The following is a 17,914-nucleotide window of genomic DNA, read 5'->3' as shown; positions in this document are numbered from 1 at the left end:
CTGCAGGATCTACTCAGCATGGTCTGTGACGAGATCCGAACATCTACCGAAAATTGTCCGGTGTGAAAGAAGACCTCCGTTGCCCCGGCGATGAACTGAGAGTTGAAAAGTAGATCTGAGCCGGGCGGTCTTGATTTGTTCGGACCTACTTTTCAGTTTCGGTGTGATGTCGTGCGTGACCGGGCCCGGCAGATGCCTCTGCCCCTTGTACGGACGGAACTGTCGTGTCCGCGTGAACCTTGCGACATCCGGACCTACTCTGCGATCGATCGTGCGACGTCCGCACTAACCCTGCGACAGGAGAGCTCTGACAGGGGAAGATGACAGCTATGATCGTTCTGTTGTCCGATGATGAGCCCGTCTTAGTGAGTGACTTCGAGGTCGAGTACGCGGCTTCGAGTGGCGCGCAGGCCCGGCTGGCGCTGGCCGACATGGGGTTGATAGCGGTGGAGGATGCGCTGCCGGTGCGCCGGTTCGTCTCGTATAAAGGCCAGAAGCATCTATCAGGCGACTGGTGGTCGGCTACCACGCAAGAGCCAGGTGGGTTACGAATCGTGGCTGGAGCGCGACCACGTCATGCTGCTCGACTTCGACCCCACGGTGACCGGCATCGCCTCCCAGCCGTTCTGGCTTTTCTGGGCGACGGAGGACGGTAAGTCGCGCTCCAACGCGCCGGACTACTTCGTCCGGCGGCGAAACGGAACGGGCGTAATTGTTGATTGCCGCCCCTGGTCTGCCCCACGCGAAGACCTGGCCCGTAAACGCTCGGGGGTCATCCGGTGAAACGGATCGTGGCCCCTTGGCTCGTGATGGCCAGTACGCGGAAAGAAAGTGTGTTCTTGCCGTTTCGGCGCATGTCTCCTCGACCGCCTTCGCCCAGGGAAGAGGTGATGCCAGGTCCCTGCACCACGACCATGTCCGCGTTGAACACGCCGCCGACGTACTCCTTCGACACGTACACCCTCGAAAAGCCGTAACGCTTCTTGGAGATGCGAAAGCTGACGGAATCGGAGAAGGTGAACTGACATTTCCCGTCGTAGCAGGCGCGATAGGTGGGTTTGGCGGTGGCGGTGGCCGGGGCAGCGGCCACCGCGGGCGTCACGACCACGGCGCACGCGAGGGTCAGGGCGGTAATGGCCATCCTATGCATGATTTTTCCCTTTCGACAGGTATGCGGCGTTCTATCGACATTGAGGTTTCTCGACGAGTTTCAGCCGACCCGGCCGTGTCCTACCGGGGGCTCCATGCCTGTTTCGGGAGTTTCCGCCAAGTACGACTATCACCCGAATCGACCCGAAATCATCCCTGCTGCCCGGATCAATTTCACCGAGAAAACCTCATTGCGACGGGAGAGGTCCCGAAGCTTTGGCATGATATTGGTGCCTGACGTTGTCGCGCGCAAGGGGATGAGATGCCGGGCAGACCGACCAACCGGGTGATACTGACGGGCGCTGTGGGCGTTTTCGGGTTGCTCACCGGCTGCGGCTCCGCAGCGAAACAAACGGCCTCACCCGCCGCCCCCATGAGGTCGTCGGCCGCTCCGGCGCCCTCGTCTCCTGCGGCAAGCTCTCCGCCATCGACTCCCCTGCCGCCGCGGGCGACGTCACTCCCCAAAGCCAGGAACGGCACAAAGCTCCGGGCGTGCCGGGACGCGAATTGTGAGGTGCTCGTTTCGGACGGTCAGGTCATTACGCTGGACGACAAGTGGGGCCTGTCGCCGGTCGAGATCACAGTCGAAGACGAGTCGGTCACCTTCTACTCGGTCTCGGCGTCCGGCGCGCAGATGAGCATAGTCGGGCAGACGCCGGACCAAGGCGGCCCCGGCACCATCAACGACGTCAACTTCGAGGTGCTGGCGGTCCGGGGGACGAAGGCCGTCATTATGATCACGCACGAGTAGATGCGTGTGCGGGCCGACTTTCAGATCCTCCGCCAATAAGGGATTTTCAGGCATGAATCGGGCCAACATAATCGGGGTTTGGCTCGCGTTATGCAGGAAGATCATTAGAGCCTCGAGCACCCGCTCACAGATAGGTGGCTGGCCCTCGTATAAGGAGGGCCTGACGCGATCCGCCTCGATCACGCAGCTGAAACGCGCCCCAGCGGCACGAGCAGCGCGAAACGCACCAGGGGAGCCAGCACGTGAGGCCGCTCCTACGATGACTGCCCGTCACGGTCCGCCCCGCCCCACCAGGAGACACTTACCTCCTACGTCGCGCGACTCGCCGACGTCCACGGCATGCCCTACAAAGACTTGTGGCACTGCCTGAGCAAACGTATCCGGCGGGAGCGAAGGAGGACGCGGATGAACGCAGCGGGCAGACGGGCACGCTACGAACGCTCAACTGTCGACCGGCAGGCGCCGGCCGACACAGGTCGGTGCGGGCGTGGGACTCATGGTTGGCGCACACTCCCGGGCACACGGGGCAGTTCTGATGCGCACACGGCAGCATTCGGGGGTTGGCTCGGCCGTACTACGGTGAAGTTATCGGCGGCGGCGTTGGCCATCGCGCTGTTCGCCGCGGGATGCTCCGCACAGGAAAACGCGTCTTCGGACGCTCCTGCTGACGCCTCGGCCGACTCCACACGATCCGCACCCAGCACAGTCTCCCTGTCCGTCACCCCGGAGGAATTGCGGGGCGCCGACCCTTGCAAGCTGATCGACGAGAACGTGCTGACGGAGTTCGGGAAGGTCAAGTATGACAAGGGGATCAGCTACGGCCAGTGTGACATCCTGCTCGACGGACCGAACGACGAGTTCGTCTCGGTCTTCGTGGACCTGCAGGCCGGACCGAGCGAGGTGTCGGTGGGCGATCCCGCACCGACGCCCGTGCTCCGGGACGGCGTCACCGTCTACGAGAGCGAGGGCGTCAGCGAGCTCACCGGCAGCAAGGACTGCACGCGGGACGTGGTGCTGCGGGAACGGATCGCGACGGTCGCGATCGGCGTCTACGGAGACGAGTCGGGCTCTCGCGCCTGCCGGATCGCCGACGCCGCCGCCGATGACGTCATCCGCCTGCTCAAGTCCGGCGATCTTCCCTCCGCCCGCCACGCCCCCGACTCGCTGGCGAACCAGGACGCGTGCGAGCTGGTCAAGGAGAGCGAGGCGGCGCGCGTCCCGGACATCGACCCCGGAAAGCGGCACGCCGATTTCACCGGCCAGAGCTGCACCTGGGGCGGCAGGAACATCGACGAACCGCACCTGTACGTCTTCTTCCAGCACCTCGACGACCCGCTGGAGGGGCGCCCGCTCACGGTCAGGGGACGCCCCGCGACGGTGAACTACAGCTCCGCCGTCGCGGACAACGCTCTGCTCGGGCCCAGCCTGCCGAGCTGCGCGGTCGACGTCGAGTACGGCGAGGCCGGGCCGAGCGTCAAGGGCCGTACCGAGGTGGTCTCAGTGGGAGTCACCGGCGAGTCATCGAGACGGGAGCTATGCTCCCTCGCCCAGGAGCTGGCCCCCAAGGTCCTCGCCCGCCTCCCCGAGCCGTCGGATTGAAGACATCCGCCCGCTATCTCCCACCGCCGGAACAGCGGCATGCTGGCCCTCCAAATGCGGCCCGCGCATCGGGCTGAGTTCGATCAACACCAGCCTGGCAACCCGACCTGCTCACCCGGCCGGAGAACACCGTCTCCTCCATTGCCCGGCTGCTCGGTGCGGATCGGGCGGTGCGGGGCGCGCTGGCCGGCCTGCTGACCGCCGCGCTCCTGGTGGCCGATCCCGGCGCCGACGACGGCACCCCGGACGCGGTGGCTGTGGTCGCGGTGACAGGCCCGGACGCGGAGACGGTGGTGGCGTGGGTGGGCGACTGCCGCGCCTACGCCTTCGACGGCCAGGCGCTGCGCCAGTACACCACCGACCACACCGTGGGGCAGCAGCTGCGCCAGTCCGGCGGCATCCCGCTGGAGGTCGCCGAGAGTCACGATCACTGGCTGCGGGTGTCGCTGTCCCGTGCCACGCCCGCCACCGCGTACGAGGTCGTCCTGCCCGCTGGCGAGCTGGTGTTGCTCACCAGTGACGGCGTGCACGACCAGGTCGCGCACGCGGTCCTGGAGGCTCTGGTACGCGACCACCACGCCGACCCCCAGGCGCTCGCTGACGCGCTTGTCGCCGCCGCCGAGGCCGACGAGGGCGGGACCCGTGATGACGCGACGGCCGTCATCCTGGCCGCCCGATAGGGGAAAGCATCGGGGGAACGGCTCTTTGGGGCCTGATCCGGATCGCGCCCCGGCTGACAAGGGATCGGTTTCGTCGTGGCGGCCGCCGCGAGGTCTCACGCGACGGAAGGCGCGGGGAGTTGCGTCGCCTGCCGGCGAGTCGGAGCCCCCCGCCGGGCGTCATCTGTCCTGTCTCGTTGAACTTGAGGTACGGAATGGCTCCGGCCTGCGGTGCCTCAGGTTGGATGAGACACCCCGCCAATGCCGTCTCGCTGATCATGAGGCAGATCCCCGTTTCGGTTGCGAGCGGTCGAGCGGACGGGGCCAGTTCAGGAGATTGCCGTCTCACCTATCTGAGGCATCCGAGCGGATGCCTCGTGATCGGCGAGACGCACCTCAGGTCGAACGAGACCGAACATCATCGCTTGGATGACGATTATGTCATCGCCCCGATGACAAATGATCTTCCACTTCTGGCCGGTCAGGGGTTCGCCGGTGCGGCAGCTTCGGCAGCGAGTCGGGTGCGTTGGCGGGCGTAGGGGCCTGGTCTGGGGAGGTAGGTGTCGATGACCGGGGCCATGGTGTGGTGGTGGTAGGTGAGGGCGTTGGCCGCGAATCGTCGTTTGGCGAAGATCGCGGCGGATTTGTGGTGGCCGTCGATGAGGCGCTGGTCGGTCTTCGCGGTGCCGTCGGAGGTGTGACGGCGACGGTCGAGGAAGACTTTGGCGGGTCCCATCGGGGGTTGGGAGGCGTGGTGGTCGGCCCAGAGGTGGACAGGGTGGTTGGGATCGTCGGGGTAGTACTCCTCGATGCCGATCCGCCGCCCGAACTCCGCGGTGAAGTCCCAGCGGTCGTCGGTGTCGGCGTCGCCGAACGGGAAGGTGGCTTTGGTCCGCCAGAACGGTGTGGTGAGCAGTGCGGCGATGGTGACGGCTTCGGGATAGAGGGCGGCGTAGCAGCGTGAGTGGCTGAACAGCTCTCTGGCTTGGTTCTTGGGGATGAGCAGGTCGACCCGCCGGTCCCAGTGCCACCAGTCACTGGTGCCGTGAGTTTCTGCGGGGCCTAACCGCCAGATCCCGGTGAGGACCCGGAAAGCGTGGATGATCCCGTCGAACGCGGCGACCGGGCCGCGCTCGCGGACGAGCCGGTTGTGTCGGCGTTGAGCTTGCAGCACTTCGGGAAGTCCGGCCAAATATGGCAGGTGGGGGCCTTCGCCGATATCGGGCGGGCCGATCCAGTAGCCGTGGCGGCGGCAGGCGTAGTGGTGCAGGGCGAACAGGCGTATGACCTGGCCGCCGGGGTGGCGGGCGGCGCATTGCGGGCAAGGGTGCTGCGGGGTGTCGCGCAACAGTTGCCAGTCCAGGCCCTTGCGGAGTTCGGGCAGAGCTTGGCCGAGCCGGTCGGCGGGGTAGCCCGTCAGGTCGGCCAGGCGCGGCCCGACGACGATCCGGCGGGGTTTGCCGGGGACCTCGGGTTCGCTGACCCAGTCCCAGATTTCGGGATAGTCGACGCCGTTGAGGGCGGCGAGCCGCTGCAGGTAGGACTTGACGGTTTCACCGGTGGCGGGCGGGGCGGTGATCGGCAGACGCCGCAGCATCAGATCGCCTCGGCGGCGGGGGTGTACTTTTTCTTTCCCCGGGTCTTGGCCGTGGTGTAGGCGGTGTGGGCGGCGAAGTCGACCGGGACCAGATCGAGAAGGTCCCCGGTGATCTGCTCGGTGCCGCCCTCGATAGCCAGGATCGCCGCGCCGCGGATCAGCTGGGAGAGGCTGCCGATCGAGCCGCCGCTGCGCTGGAAGAGGTCCTCGGCCATGTTCGCCAAGGTGCCCGGGGCGTGCTCGTGCAGCCGCAGCATCGTCTCCAACGTGGCGATCAGGGCGTTCCAGTCTTCGCGCTGCTGGGCGGTGCCGTAGGCGAACTGGGCGGAGGGGATGACGGTGAACCGTCCCGCGATCTGCCTGCCGCGCGGCCCGGAGAACAAGCCTTGGGCTTCGACTTCGACCCCGGCCAGGAAGAACGTCGCGCCGATCCGCTCGGCGAAGTACTTCAGCTGGTCGGAGGTCTCCGCGCCGGTGCGCGTCGCGAGCGAAATATTGTGGATCTCGTCCACCAGGACCAGGTCGACGTGGGTATGGGCGGCGAGGTGGCAGACCGCGTTGATGATGTCGGTCAGGTTCGCTCGGGAGGTGAACTCCAGGCCGAAGAACCGGGCGAACTCGACCGCCAGCATGCGCGGGGTCGCGGCCGGCGGGACCGTCACGTAGAGGACCGGGATCCGGTGCGCGTCCGGATAGCGTTTACGGATCGCGAGCCCGTGCGCGCGGCCGAGCTGGGTGAGCGCGGTGGTCTTCCCGGTGCCCGAGGCGCCGCTGACGATGCCGCCGCGTCGGGCGGAGATCTGCTTGCGGTTCAGCTGGATCAGCAACCTGCCCGTGCCCAGCAGCCGCTTGATGATCGGGGTGTTCACCAGCGGCAGGTCCGCGTGGTAGCTCTTGCGCTTGTCTGTGTCGGCGTCCCGCAGCGCGGGCGTCAGCGCCAGCAGCTGCTCGGGCGGGAGCAGCACTGGCGGCTCGACGTGGCGCAAGGCGAACTCGGCCCATCCCTCCTTGGTCGTCAGCGGATTGTCCGGCGGGACCTCATCCTGCAGCCAGGAGGCGACGTCGAGGTCGGGGCGGGCGGGGGTCATAGCCACCCTTCGGCTTCGGCCTGGGCGTCGAAGATCCCGAACGGGATCACCGGCGACACCTTCGGGGACTCGGCGGCGTCCTGTTCACCAGCAGGTTCGTCTTGCTTGTCGGGGGTGCGGGAGGGCGGCTGATGGGTGGCGGCCGCGACCTTGGTGCGCGCGACGATCCGCCGATCCCGCCGTTCGGCGGGATCGCGTGCGGGGCCGTGGTGGGCACGGGTCAGCAGCTCGTCCAGGACTCGGGCGACCGCGGTCTCGTTGGTGTCGTCCAAGCCCCGGGCGGCGCTCTCGCGGCGGGCATGGTTCCAGGTGAAGTCCGCGAACGGGCCGCTCACCATCGCCCGGTGCGTCCAGGGAACGGTGATCCAGGCGGCCTTGGTGCGCACGAACACCTGAGACAGGTCGTAGGGGTCGTAGTGGACCTCCCACAATCCCTTCTTCTCCACGATCCCCGAATGCTCGCGGCGGTGCGGTCCAAGCTCATCGCAGTTGTAGGTGCGGTAGTTGTCGGTGATCCCGTAGGCGTTGATCGTCTTCCACCGGACCGGCAGCAGTTCCAGATAGTCCTCCCCCGCCAGGACGAGCGGCAGATACCCGCAGGCGGCGACCAGGGCGCTGTACTTCTCATTCGGCGACATCATCCGCTGGGGGAAGAACGGATCACGCAGCGCGTCGTGTGGCCGATGTTGCCACCCGCAGATGAGCCACTCATCCAGCAGATCCTGCAACTCCGGGACCGTCCAGACCGCCTGCCCCTCGACGTGGTGTCCGCGCCGATCGGTCTTGGATCCGGTATGGCCCGCCAGGAACTGGGTGAACTGGCTGTTGATCGACGGAAAAGTCGCCTCCACGATCGCTTTGTCCGTCGGGGTCCGCGGGCGTGCTTTCTGAACCGAGATCCCCAGCCGGTCACAGGCCCGCATGAAGGTGTCAGAGATGAACACCTTCCCGCCGTCGATGACCACCCCGTCCGGGACGATCACCGGCTTCGCCGCCGCCACCTCCATTCGCGCGTCGATACTCATCAACCGCCCGTGCGGCAGCAGCGACGCCGACATCCGCAACGAATCCGACCAGCCCGGCCGCATCGGCTCCGGCACCAACATCCGGGCCAGCAGCAACGCGGCGTCCACCGCCTTGGTGCCCACCGGCCGCAGCACCGCCGCGCAGATGGTCCGGGTCGCGACATCAACCGCGATCGTCAGATCCGCGCGAACCGCCACCCCCGACTCCAGCAGCACCATCACATCCAGCGGGGTCGAGTCGATCTGCACCTGCTCGCCCGGCCGGTCGGCGATCGTCGGCGTGAACGTGCCATCCGGCCGGTTCGCCAACTGCCGCCGGGTCACCGCCGACCCGAAGGAGTGACGACCCGTCGAAAGCACGTCGATCACCCGGTAGAACGTCGTCTTGCCCGGCAACGGCACCACCCCCGGCCCGTAGTCCCTCTCCAGCGCCTTGGTGACCTTCCAGATCAACTTGGACCGCGTCCCGGTCGAGGCCTGCGTCTCACCCTCCAGCGCATCCCGGACGGCCTGCACGACCCTGGCATCCACCCGCCCGGTCGCCTGCCACTCCCGCGCCATCCGCCGGTCGACCAGCCCCCACAGACCCTGCTCGATGTAACGGCGCCGCCGGATGAAAACCGTCCGAGACGTGACCCCCAACTCGTTCGCTTTGGCCGTGGCCCGCTCGTTGACCGTCCGCGTCGCCGGGTCGTATTCCGGCCGAGGCACCACTCCAGGTTCCGCGCCTGGCGGCAGTCCGGTCACCACCTCCACGATGTGGCGTTCCCACTGCTTCGCCGCGGCGAGAACCTCCGCGGGCAGGCCGCTGAGCAACCCGACCGGCTCCAGCTCGGGGAAGGGCTCTCCATCGACCAACGCGAACCCCGGCGAGCCGAGCAGGTGCGGCAGCAGCACCACCATCTCCGCGCCGCCCGCAGACCTCAGCCGGACCGACGTCCCGGCCAGCGCGACCACCTGATACTCCTCATCATCGAACTGCACCCAATCGCCGAGCCGAAGCACCGGCCGAGACACACCGCGGCCGGTCATGCCACCTCCGGAAGCGACACGATCGCCGACATGTGCAACGGCACCGCCAGATCCACGACCAGCTCACGCGACCACAGCAGATGAAACAACCTCGGCAGCACCGCGATCGGGTCACCTACCGCACTCGCTCCCGCCAGCAACGGGGCCCGCCGGCGAACCTCGCCAGCAGTCTCCCTGCGATCTCCTCATCGTGGTGGCGAGGGTGGCGGGAGCCTGAGATCCACCGAACGTTGCGGACCAGGATCTCCTCTGGAGAGCCAACCAGCCGGTATTCCCAACCGACCGCCTCACATGCCTGCCTGGTCGCCTCGAACGCCACCACGTCACGAGGCTTGCGCAACCGCACCGGACGGCAATCGATCACCACCCCCGACCCGTCCCGCCGCCGCGCGAAATAGTCCGGCGCGTGCGAGCGGGCCTTGCCCTCCGCGCTCACCCAGAACAGCCAGAACGGCTGCGAGGCGATCCCCACCACCGAAGCGTCGAAGTCCAGCAACATCACATGATCGCGTTCCAGCCACGACTCGAACCCCACCAGGCGACCGTCTGTCGCAGACCACCACTCACCCGGCAGATGCCTCTGCCCCTTGTACGGACGGAACTTGCGGACCGGCCGCCCCGTCTCCAACGGAGCCGCCCACGCCTCCCCGAGTTCTCGCCGGACCTCGGTCCCATCCGCCGTCACGTACGCGAACTCGAAGTCAGCAACCGGCTGGACGGCCCCACCCTGCACCACAGACAACCCAGGCACACAGCGCACCGTACTGAAGACTCAATCCGAACGTTGCAAGATCCGCTGAAATCAAAGTCCGAACGCTGAAGAGATGATCTGCACCGGACAAAAATTGACACAACATGTCATAATCTCTTACAAGATCGATTCAAAGATGGACCAAGGTATCTCGATACGCCGATCAAGATCGGCGGGGGTATGGATCGAGGGAGGAGGGTCGGGTCGGTGGCGTGGGTCAGTGTGATCGGGCCCTCTCAGGAACAGGTCGAGTACCGCCTGCAGGAGGGCGCCGGGTGCGGTCACGAGGTCCGCGATCAGGATCGCCACGCCAAGCTTGCCCCCGGTGCCGAACACGACCACTCCGGCGTGCGCGCGGACGGTCAGGTCGCCTACCGGATGGCCGGCGACCGAGGCTTGATGTGGATCGGCCAGGGCCTGCACGAGGTCGGCATCACCCCGCTGACCACACTGACTCCCGACCAACACGACGCCGCTCGCGCCATCATGAAGGGCGTCGACCCGAGCACCGGCCAGGTCCTGCTGGCCCCCAAACGCGCCGTCGACCCGCGCGCCAAACTCGGCGCGGTTCCCCTGCTGCAGGCCCTGGAGACGGCCGCCGTCCTACGAACCCTGGATGGCGGGGTAGCGGCGCTGCTGGCCGACCAACCGGCACTGGCCAAGCGCGCGACCCGCTTAGCTCGGGGTGTGGCCCGCCAAGGAGAGGCCCACCGGCTGCCGATCCGCGACGCGGAACGCCTAGCCGACGCGGCTGGGTTGGATCTGGCCGCCCTGTACTCGGTCGAGGAGCTCGCGCTGGCCTGCCGCTGGCGGAATGCCACGGTGCGGGTCGGCAACCGCGGATACGACCTGACCCTGGACGTCACCAAGAGCCTGTCCGGCTTGCACGGCCTGGCCACTCTGTCGGCCCCGGACTTCGCCGCCGCCATCAAGGAGACCTTCGCCGAGGCCGTCATCGAGACCGTGGCCGCCGTCGAGCAGTGGGCCGCCTACGGGCAGCGCGGCCACCAAGGCGACGGCCAGCTCGCCAAGCGCGCCGAGTCCACCGGGCTGCTGGGCTGGGTGATGTGGCACGACACCGCCCGCCCGGTCGGCGATGCCGCCCCCGACCCGCACCTGCACGCCCACGTCGTGATCGCCAACCTGGTACGCGGCCGCGAGGACGGCAAGTGGTCGGCCATCGGGGCTGGCGGCCGCGACATCTACCGGCACGCCCACGCCGCTGACGCCTTGCTCAAGGCCCGATTAAGGCGCGAACTCACCCAGACCCACGGCATCACCTGGGCCCGCGACCCCGACACCGGAGCCTGGGAGATCCAGGCCATCCCCGCTGGCGTGCGCGCCCTGTTCTCCAAGAGAGACAGCCAGGTCCGCGCCACCCTGGCCCGTCTGGGCATCGCCTACGACCAGGCCAGCGGCCAGGCCCGCAAACTCGCCTCCACCCAAAGCCGCCAAGCCAAAAACACGGCCCCCGAGCAGGGCTTGGCCGCCGACTGGCACGCCCAACTGGCCGCCGCCGGTATCGACGGCCACGCCCTGGTTGACGCCTGCCGCGACCCGGGCACCGGCCCAGCCGGACTGCCCGGCCCGAGCGGGCCCGGCCCCGTGCTTCCGGAGCGCCCGGCGGTGGAGGAGATCGCGGCGTGGATCTGGCGCCCAGACGGCGGGCTGACCGCCCACGCCAAAGAGGTGTCGAGGGCCGATGTGGTGGCGGCCGTGATCGACGCCTGCCCGGACGGTGTCGGGGGCCTGGCCGACGCCGAGACGCTGACCGACCAGGTGCTCGCGCTGGCCCCGGCCGTACGCCGCCCGGCATCCGGAGCCACGCACCTGGCCAACTCCACCCGCTACACCAGCCAGGACATCCTGGACGCTGAAGGAACCATCCTGACGGCCACGCGGGATCGGTACGGGGCTGGCTGGGCGACAGTGGACGCTGAGGCCGCCCGCCTGGCGATCACTGTCTACGAGACCGGCAGAAACCTGACCCTGTCGGATGAGCAGCGGGCCGTCTTGGAACGGCTGCTGACCGGCGGGCATGGTGTCGAGGCCGTGATCGGCGTGGCCGGGGCCGGGAAGACGACCATCATGGCGGCCGCGCGCACCGCCTGGTCCTCGCGCGGCCTGGTCGTGGGAGGCGCCGCGACCGCCGCTGTGGCGGCCGCCAATCTGTACGGCGAATCCGGCATCCACGCCACCACCATCGCCTCCTGGCTGGCCCGCATCCAGGACGGGCCTGGCCTGACCGGCGTCGACGTCCTCGTGGTCGACGAAGCCGCCATGGTCGACGACCGCGAGCTGGCCGTCCTACTCACCGAGGCTGGCCGTACCGGCACCAAACTCGTGCTGATCGGCGACCCGGTGCAGTTGCGCGCGGTCGGCGTGGGCGGCGGGTTCGCTGCCATTCACCGCCAGGTCGATGGCGTTCTGCTAACTGAGAACCGTCGCCAGCGCGATCCCATCGAACGCGCCGCGCTGGAGCTGTGGCGGACCGGGAACCGTCGCGAGGCCTTACACACCTGGGGGACAGGCGGTCGTGTGCACGCCGGAAGGGACGCTGTCGACACTCTGGCCGCGATGCTGGCCGACTGGACCAATGCCCGACGGCCCTACCATCCCGTCGAACCCGGAATCTCCGCTGAACCCCGGCCAGCGGAGTTCGCGCAGCAGGACGCCGAACGTGTCCACGACGAGCTCGCCGAGGTGCTGATGCTCGCGGGCACTAACGAGGCCACCGATCGACTTAATGCAGCCGCCCGCGCAATGCGCCGCGCCCGTGGCGAGCTGGATGGACCCGACCGCTTGTACCTTCTCCCTGGCGGCAAGATGCTGGCGTTGGCGGTTGGTGACCACGTCCGGGTGCGTAAGAACGACTATCGGGCCAAGCGCGGTGAGGGCTTGGACGTGCTGAACGGATACCGGGGCTGTATCACCGCCATTGGCGCTGACCGGCGGGTAGAGGTCGAATGGCGTTCCCGTACGGCGGATGGCGCGCGCCTCGTCCGCGCGTGGGTCAGCCCCGACTACATCGCGGCCGGCGGCTTGACCCACGGCACCGCGATGACCGTGGCGGCCGCCCAAGGGCTGACCGCTGAGCAGACCCTGATCTACGGGCTGGGCCTGGACCCGCACACCCTGTACGCGTCGATGGCGCGGGACCGGCAGACCGCCCGCCTCTACCTCCCCCGCGACCTTCTGGAAACCGACGCCGACCGGGCCCGCCACGGCCATGCCCGGAACCACGCCGAAGAACTGCAGCGCGCCCTGGCCGCCTACGCCGCCACCCTGGAAGGCGACCGCGCCGACCGGCTGCTCACTCCCGAACCCGACCCGATCGCCACGCCCGTCCACGAGCACCTGAACGTGCCTGGCCTACCCTCCCGCGATCCGGATCGGGCGGCATACGGCGACCAGCACACAGAGCCCGAGGAACGGGACGCGATTCTGGACACCATACGCCGCGCCAACCTGCCGTCGTCCCTCACCCGCGTCCCGCACGGGCTGGGCCTGGTCGACGATCAACAGCTGGCCGCCCGCATCCGCCGCCTGACCGCCGAGCTCCAGACTGTCCACGCTGAGCTGGCAGGCTCGCGGATCGCCTTGGCCCGTACCGCCGAGCATGGTGGCGGCCGCGCCGAACGCGCCCTGAACGCCAAGGTAGAGAGGCTGAGCGATCAGGTCGGGGCGATAGAGCGGGCCGAGACCGACGCCGCCCGCTGGGCCCAGGCCCGCGCCGCCATCACCACCGCCCGCCGCCAGGCCGAGCAACTGCGTGCCCGGCACCGGCAGTTGACCGGCGAACTGGAAGGGCTGACCTCCTGGCGTCCCAGCCACGGGGCCCGCCGCCGCCAACTGGAAGAGGTTGAGCTGCCGGCCATCGAGCGCGGCCTCGGCGAACTCGCCCGCACCACCGAGCCGGTCAGCAAGGCTGAGCCCGCGCTCGCCGAGGTCGCCCAGTCCAGCGCAGCCCAGGCCCCGCCCGCTGCCACCTGGCACATGGTGCGCGCCCAGCACGACAGCCTGACTCGCGACATAGACTCAACCCGCCGCGCCGCGCGGGCCGCCGACGTCACGACCGCCGACCAGGTCGTTCAGGCGACCCAGGCCCGTCGAGACACCGCCGCCCGCCACCACCAGGCCGCCGTCGACGAGCAGGCCCGTCGGGCCGGGCTGGACCCCGGCCGACGGGAACAGGAACAGGCCGCACGGCGCGAGCAGGCGGAAAAGGCCAGCGCGCGAGCCGGTGCCGGCCGCGAGATCCTGGGTGCCAGACGGACCGGCCGCAGCCGTACCCCGGCTGCGTACGTGCCGCCAGCGCTCCCTCGCCAGGGCGGCCCCGGTCGAGGGTTCGGCCGCTGACGGTCCAGCAGTGGGGATTCGACGATCCGCCCTCCGTGCGCCCGATGGTCCGACACGCATTGTGAGGAACGACGGGGGCGGACACAGACCCACAGCGAACGACTTTCTTGGGGTCCTTGATGTCGCCTGCTCAAGCCGATCATGGACAGTTGCTTTGCACCCTGCCGGGGGCTTCGGGAGTCCGAGGCTGTGAATGGGTCGGGGACGGGTTGTTCTGCGGGCCGGTCAACGCTTGACTTTGGCGAAGCGGCTGGTGGCGTCACGAGGCAGGGAGAACGGCAGGAACGCGAGCTTGATCTCGCGGTCGGGGTCGCCGTTGGCATGCATCACGACATCGATGCGGCCGTCGGTGTCGTGGGTACCGCGTCGTTTGTAGTTGGGATGGGCTTCGATGGCGGCTGTGGCGGACTGGACGGTCGCCGTCACGTCCTTGGTCCGGATGAACATCAGCAGGGCGGCCTTGGTGTCGCGCCACACCAGGTAGCCGAGCAGCTGGTCGAGGGCGTCGGTGACGGTCTGGGCGCCGTCCCACACCTTGCATTCGCCGATGAACACGTTGCGGTCGCGTTCGCGGATGAGAATGTCGGTCTTGCCGTCGCCGTTGAACAGTTCCCCGGCGGCCGTCCCCTTGAACTGGGCGTTGAGGCTGACCAGCAGGAGGTTGCGAATGGTCTCCTCATCCATTCCGGCCGCGACCGACGGAGTGCGCTCCAGGGCGTTGCGCTGGGCGTCCAGTACGTGGAGGGCGGCCTCATAGTCGGCGTCACTGAGCGCGGGCTCGGGCACGAACGGCTCCCCGTCGCCAGAGCCGGGCCGGGGCAGCCGCTGCGGGGATACCGTCCTGCGAGTGACCGGGATGCTGTAGGTGCTGGCGTCGGAACGGCGCCGGACGGGGAACCCGATCTGCGACTGGAGGTTCCGGCCGTCCAGCAGCTTCTGCTTGCGCGCCGACACCAGACCGGTGACGAAAGCCGGCAGGGCGGCGTTGTGCCGGTCGATCTCCTCACGGCACCAGGCCAGGTACTGATCGATCAGGTCGAGTTCTTGAGTAAAGCGGCTGCTGAGCTGGGCAGGGTCGGTGAACTGCCCGGTCACCTCCAGCCGGAGCTCCCTGGCGTTGAGCGACTGCACTTCCGGCACGACCGAGGTCCAGCTCGACGGGCGGCAGTAAAAGACGTCCTTCTCTCCGGTGTAGGGGACGACCAGCGTGAACAGCGGTACGCGACGGGTCGCCGTATAGCCGAAGTGGCGGTCGTGGACTTCCATGTCGACCTCGGTCATCTCCGGCATCCATGCCTGGTCGCGCAGCAGCTGAGGACAGCGGACGCTGCCTTCCTCCACAAGCATGTCGATCAGGTCGTGCTCGGACGCTTTGAGGAAGGCGTCGGCATCCCACTGAGCTACCAGGCCCTCAACCTTGGCCGAGGTGGTCCTGAGGGTCTGATGCAGGTCGTACTGGCTAAACAGGACTTCGGTCACACGCCCATCCTGGCCGATCTTACCGACAAAACACGTAGATCCCGGTAGCCCGAGGAGTGCGGACCGCAGGCTTCACCGTTCGCCGAAAACTCGGTCGGAAGGTGCCATCCCCGTCTGGACGGTCGGCTGGTTGAGTTCTCGCATGCCCCACCAACCAAGCGTGCAGTCAACTGCCGCGCGATCAAAAGCGTCCGCACAACAATGGGGCTATGGGACGAAAATAATCGGTCCCTACGGTTCCTTCATACCCCTGCTGACCCAGAGAGGGCGCGGCAAAGTGGGACCAACCGGCCTTGCCGTACTGCGTCTTGTCCTTGATATGGGCGCGGTGTACCGGTACCTGTCAAGATCTTTGAGACAGTTTCTTATTATTTGGACGCTATGAGCGCTTGTGGGGTCGGTGGGTTGATCCACGCGGCCATCGGGAGTGGCGGCGGAGTCGGCGGACTGCCGAACCGGCCGGGATTGGCCGCGTAGACCGCGGCCAGGACGTTGGCCCGCTGCCGCTGGATCTGCTCGGCCTGGCCGAAGTAGACCGATGCCGGGGTGTGCAGCCCCAGCCCGGAATGACGATGCTCATGCCGGTAGTAGTCGAAGAAGTCCTCGCAGAACCCGCGAGCGTGCTCGATCGACTCGAAGCACCCGGGGAAGTCGAAACGGTACTTGAGCGTCTTGAACTGTGCTTCTGAGTACGGGTTGTCGTTGGACACGCGCGGCTGCGAGTGCGAGCGCTGCACCCCGAGGTCGACCAGGAGTTGGGCGACGTTCTTGGAGGTCATCGACGGTCCGCGGTCGGCGTGGATCGCGCCGGGGCGGCCGTGCAGGGCGATCAGGCCGGCCATCCACTCCTCGGCGAGGGCGGCGTCCTCGACCTCTTCCAGCCGCCAGCCGACCGGGTAGCGGCTGAAGATGTCCAGCATCACATACAGCTGGTACCAGGTGCCCCGGGCGGGGCCGGGCAGGCGTGTGATGTCCCAGCTCCACACGTCGTTCGGCCGTGTGGCCACGAGTCCGGGTCTGACCTTGGCCGGGTGGGCGGCCAGCCGGCGCCGCTCACGCACCAGGTTCTCCTGCCGCATGATGCGGTACATGGTCGACTGTGAGGCCAGGTAGATGCCCTCGTCCAAGAGTTCGGCCCAGATCTGCGCGACCGCCTTGTCGGCGAAGCGCGGTTCGGTGAGCACCGCGAGGATCTCGGCCCGTTCGGCGGGAGTGAGCGCGTTGGCCGGAGCGCCGATCGGGCCGGGCCTGCGGCGCGGACCGGCCGGACGTGACCGCTCGCGGTACAGGGTGGCCCGCGACTTGCCCAGCAGCCGACATGCCGCGCTGGTCGAGGTCAACGCTTCGACCTCGTCGAAGACCTGGCCTATCGCCGCTTCGACGGCGGTTTGATGCCCGCGCTCTCGGAGAGCGTCTCCAAGAGCGCGTGTGCTTTTCCCACCAGATCCAGCGCCGCGTCCTTACGAGCCAGTCCATGCGCGCCCGCGCCGCCGGCCTCGACGTCGTGAAGATCCCGCAGGACCCCGGGCCGGAACCCGACCCAGATCAGCGGCGAGGCGGGAGGAACGACCAGCCGAAGGCGGAACAACGGCTCTCCACGCGTCAGCGTGCATGAGTGGTTGTACTCGATCGTCCCGCCGTGTCTTTTCTAGTCAGCTGGCAACAGCTCTCCGGACCAAGCATCATGGCCATGATCAGCAACGATGCCTAGACCAGGAATGGGAGACGAGCATGGCCGGCTACCCCGAGGTGCACTGCCCCAGTTGCGGCAGCGCCGACACCATTGTGAGCGACTCCGGGGCGTCAATGACGACGCCAAGATTGATCGGGCCGAGGCCGCGCCCGTTGAAGCCGACCTGTGGTACTGCCTGAGAGGAGAGGAACCCTTCACGCCGTATCCGTGCCCGTCATGCGGCTCCTACCAGATTGAAGGCTCCCACGGGGTCTCCGGCGTCGTGTTCGAGAAGCCCCTGGCCGTCGTGTCGTGCTTCAAATGCCACAAGGAGTTTCCGCCCTCCAGTTCCGTCCAGGCCCATGGCTCGTAACTGAGGTTGGGCCGGGGTACATCAGAACGGGTCAATTGCCGAGCCCCAGAGCGCTCAAGTCCGGGCCATGGCGATCATGTTTACTCTCCTGTCTGGTCTTCGCTCGGATCGCTCTTACGCAGCCGTGGCCGCGCGGCGTGTGGGACGCCAAGTATCGACCTTTTCTTGCGCCGCAGCGGGGTGCGCCCGACGTACTCGTCTGGTTCGGGAATGTCGCTGTTTATCCGACCTTGCCCTCACGGAGCGCCGGGCAACGAACCTTCATGGTGTTCTACCGGTCCAGAAATTGTCAGTCTCGTGCGCCAAACTTGTGATCGTTAGGCTGGACAAAGAGAGGTGGGGGATACGCGCATGCAGACCTATGTGATCAACGAAGGGCT

13 protein-coding genes are annotated in these 17,914 nt (G+C 67.7%); 5 read left to right on the top strand and 8 right to left on the bottom strand.

Annotated features, from left to right (window positions below):
* The first annotated feature begins 540 nt into the window (after window positions 1–540).
* Window positions 541–783, top strand: coding sequence for a hypothetical protein (locus tag Acor_RS42895; RefSeq protein WP_174876262.1), 243 nt, complete (start codon window positions 541–543; stop codon window positions 781–783).
* Here the strand turns inward: Acor_RS42895 and Acor_RS39755 are convergent.
* Window positions 773–1,141 (bottom strand): hypothetical protein, encoded by a 369-nt coding sequence (locus Acor_RS39755; RefSeq protein ID WP_155341941.1) that lies wholly within the window; start codon window positions 1,139–1,141, stop codon window positions 773–775. The two genes, Acor_RS42895 and Acor_RS39755, sit on opposite strands and share 11 nt — an antisense overlap.
* Window positions 1,142–1,663: 522 nt before the next feature.
* On the opposite strand from Acor_RS39755, the gene Acor_RS39750 reads away from it, so the two are divergent.
* From Acor_RS39750 to Acor_RS39740, 3 genes are all read left to right on the top strand, one after another.
* On the top strand, window positions 1,664–1,900 hold the full coding sequence (locus tag Acor_RS39750) for a hypothetical protein (protein ID WP_155341940.1): 237 nt from the start codon (window positions 1,664–1,666) through the stop codon (window positions 1,898–1,900).
* A gap of 579 nt (window positions 1,901–2,479) precedes the next feature.
* A complete protein-coding gene (locus tag Acor_RS39745) occupies window positions 2,480–3,499 on the top strand; it encodes a DUF3558 domain-containing protein (protein WP_170317335.1) in 1,020 nt (339 codons plus the stop codon).
* Window positions 3,500–3,669: 170 nt separating this feature from the next.
* Window positions 3,670–4,179, top strand: a complete 510-nt coding sequence (locus Acor_RS39740; RefSeq protein WP_155341938.1) for a PP2C family protein-serine/threonine phosphatase — start codon at window positions 3,670–3,672, stop codon at window positions 4,177–4,179.
* 460 nt (window positions 4,180–4,639) lie between these two features.
* On the opposite strand, the gene Acor_RS39735 is transcribed toward Acor_RS39740, so the two are convergent.
* The 4 genes from Acor_RS39735 to Acor_RS39720 form a co-directional block, all read right to left on the bottom strand.
* Window positions 4,640–5,755, bottom strand: coding sequence for a TniQ family protein (locus tag Acor_RS39735; RefSeq protein WP_155341937.1), 1,116 nt, complete (start codon window positions 5,753–5,755; stop codon window positions 4,640–4,642).
* Window positions 5,755–6,843: an AAA family ATPase gene (locus Acor_RS39730; RefSeq protein WP_155341936.1), complete on the bottom strand. Its 1,089-nt coding sequence runs from the start codon at window positions 6,841–6,843 to the stop codon at window positions 5,755–5,757. Before Acor_RS39730 ends, Acor_RS39735 begins: the two co-directional genes overlap by 1 nt.
* A complete protein-coding gene (locus Acor_RS39725; protein ID WP_246239799.1) occupies window positions 6,840–8,852 on the bottom strand; it encodes an integrase in 2,013 nt (670 codons plus the stop codon). Before Acor_RS39725 ends, Acor_RS39730 begins: the two co-directional genes overlap by 4 nt.
* 163 nt (window positions 8,853–9,015) lie before the next feature.
* Window positions 9,016–9,651, bottom strand: a complete 636-nt coding sequence (locus Acor_RS39720) for a TnsA-like heteromeric transposase endonuclease subunit (RefSeq protein ID WP_218034792.1) — start codon at window positions 9,649–9,651, stop codon at window positions 9,016–9,018.
* A gap of 207 nt (window positions 9,652–9,858) precedes the next feature.
* On the opposite strand from Acor_RS39720, the gene mobF reads away from it, so the two are divergent.
* A complete protein-coding gene (gene mobF, locus Acor_RS39715) occupies window positions 9,859–14,010 on the top strand; it encodes a MobF family relaxase (protein WP_170317334.1) in 4,152 nt (1,383 codons plus the stop codon).
* A 225-nt stretch (window positions 14,011–14,235) separates the two neighbouring features.
* Here the strand turns inward: mobF and Acor_RS39710 are convergent, their stop codons facing one another.
* The 3 genes from Acor_RS39710 to Acor_RS39700 all read right to left on the bottom strand — a co-directional run bounded on the left by Acor_RS39710 (window position 14,236) and on the right by Acor_RS39700 (window position 17,077).
* Window positions 14,236–15,489: a hypothetical protein gene (locus tag Acor_RS39710; RefSeq protein ID WP_155341933.1), complete on the bottom strand. Its 1,254-nt coding sequence runs from the start codon at window positions 15,487–15,489 to the stop codon at window positions 14,236–14,238.
* A 368-nt stretch (window positions 15,490–15,857) separates the two neighbouring features.
* Window positions 15,858–16,829 carry an IS3 family transposase gene (locus Acor_RS39705; protein WP_246239797.1) on the bottom strand — a complete coding sequence of 324 codons (972 nt, stop codon included), beginning with the start codon at window positions 16,827–16,829 and terminating at the stop codon, window positions 15,858–15,860.
* Between the two features lie 26 nt (window positions 16,830–16,855).
* The gene (locus tag Acor_RS39700) at window positions 16,856–17,077 is read right to left on the bottom strand and encodes a hypothetical protein (RefSeq protein ID WP_155341931.1); all 222 of its coding nucleotides are present in this window, start codon (window positions 17,075–17,077) and stop codon (window positions 16,856–16,858) included.
* Window positions 17,078–17,914: the final 837 nt, after the last annotated feature.

The organism is Acrocarpospora corrugata, from assembly GCF_009687845.1.
Classification (GTDB): Bacteria; Actinomycetota; Actinomycetes; order Streptosporangiales; family Streptosporangiaceae; genus Acrocarpospora; species Acrocarpospora corrugata.
This window is presented reverse-complemented; position numbering and strand designations above follow the sequence as displayed.

Bases quoted from the DNA above. Each gene is read 5' to 3' on its own strand.
- Acor_RS39735 (WP_155341937.1), bottom strand. From the start codon at position 5,755: ATGCTGCGGCGTCTGCCGATCACCGCCCCGCCCGCCACCGGTGAAACC.
- Acor_RS39730 (WP_155341936.1), bottom strand. From the start codon at position 6,843: ATGACCCCCGCCCGCCCCGACCTCGACGTCGCCTCCTGGCTGCAGGAT.
- Acor_RS39755 (WP_155341941.1), bottom strand. From the start codon at position 1,141: ATGGCCATTACCGCCCTGACCCTCGCGTGCGCCGTGGTCGTGACGCCC.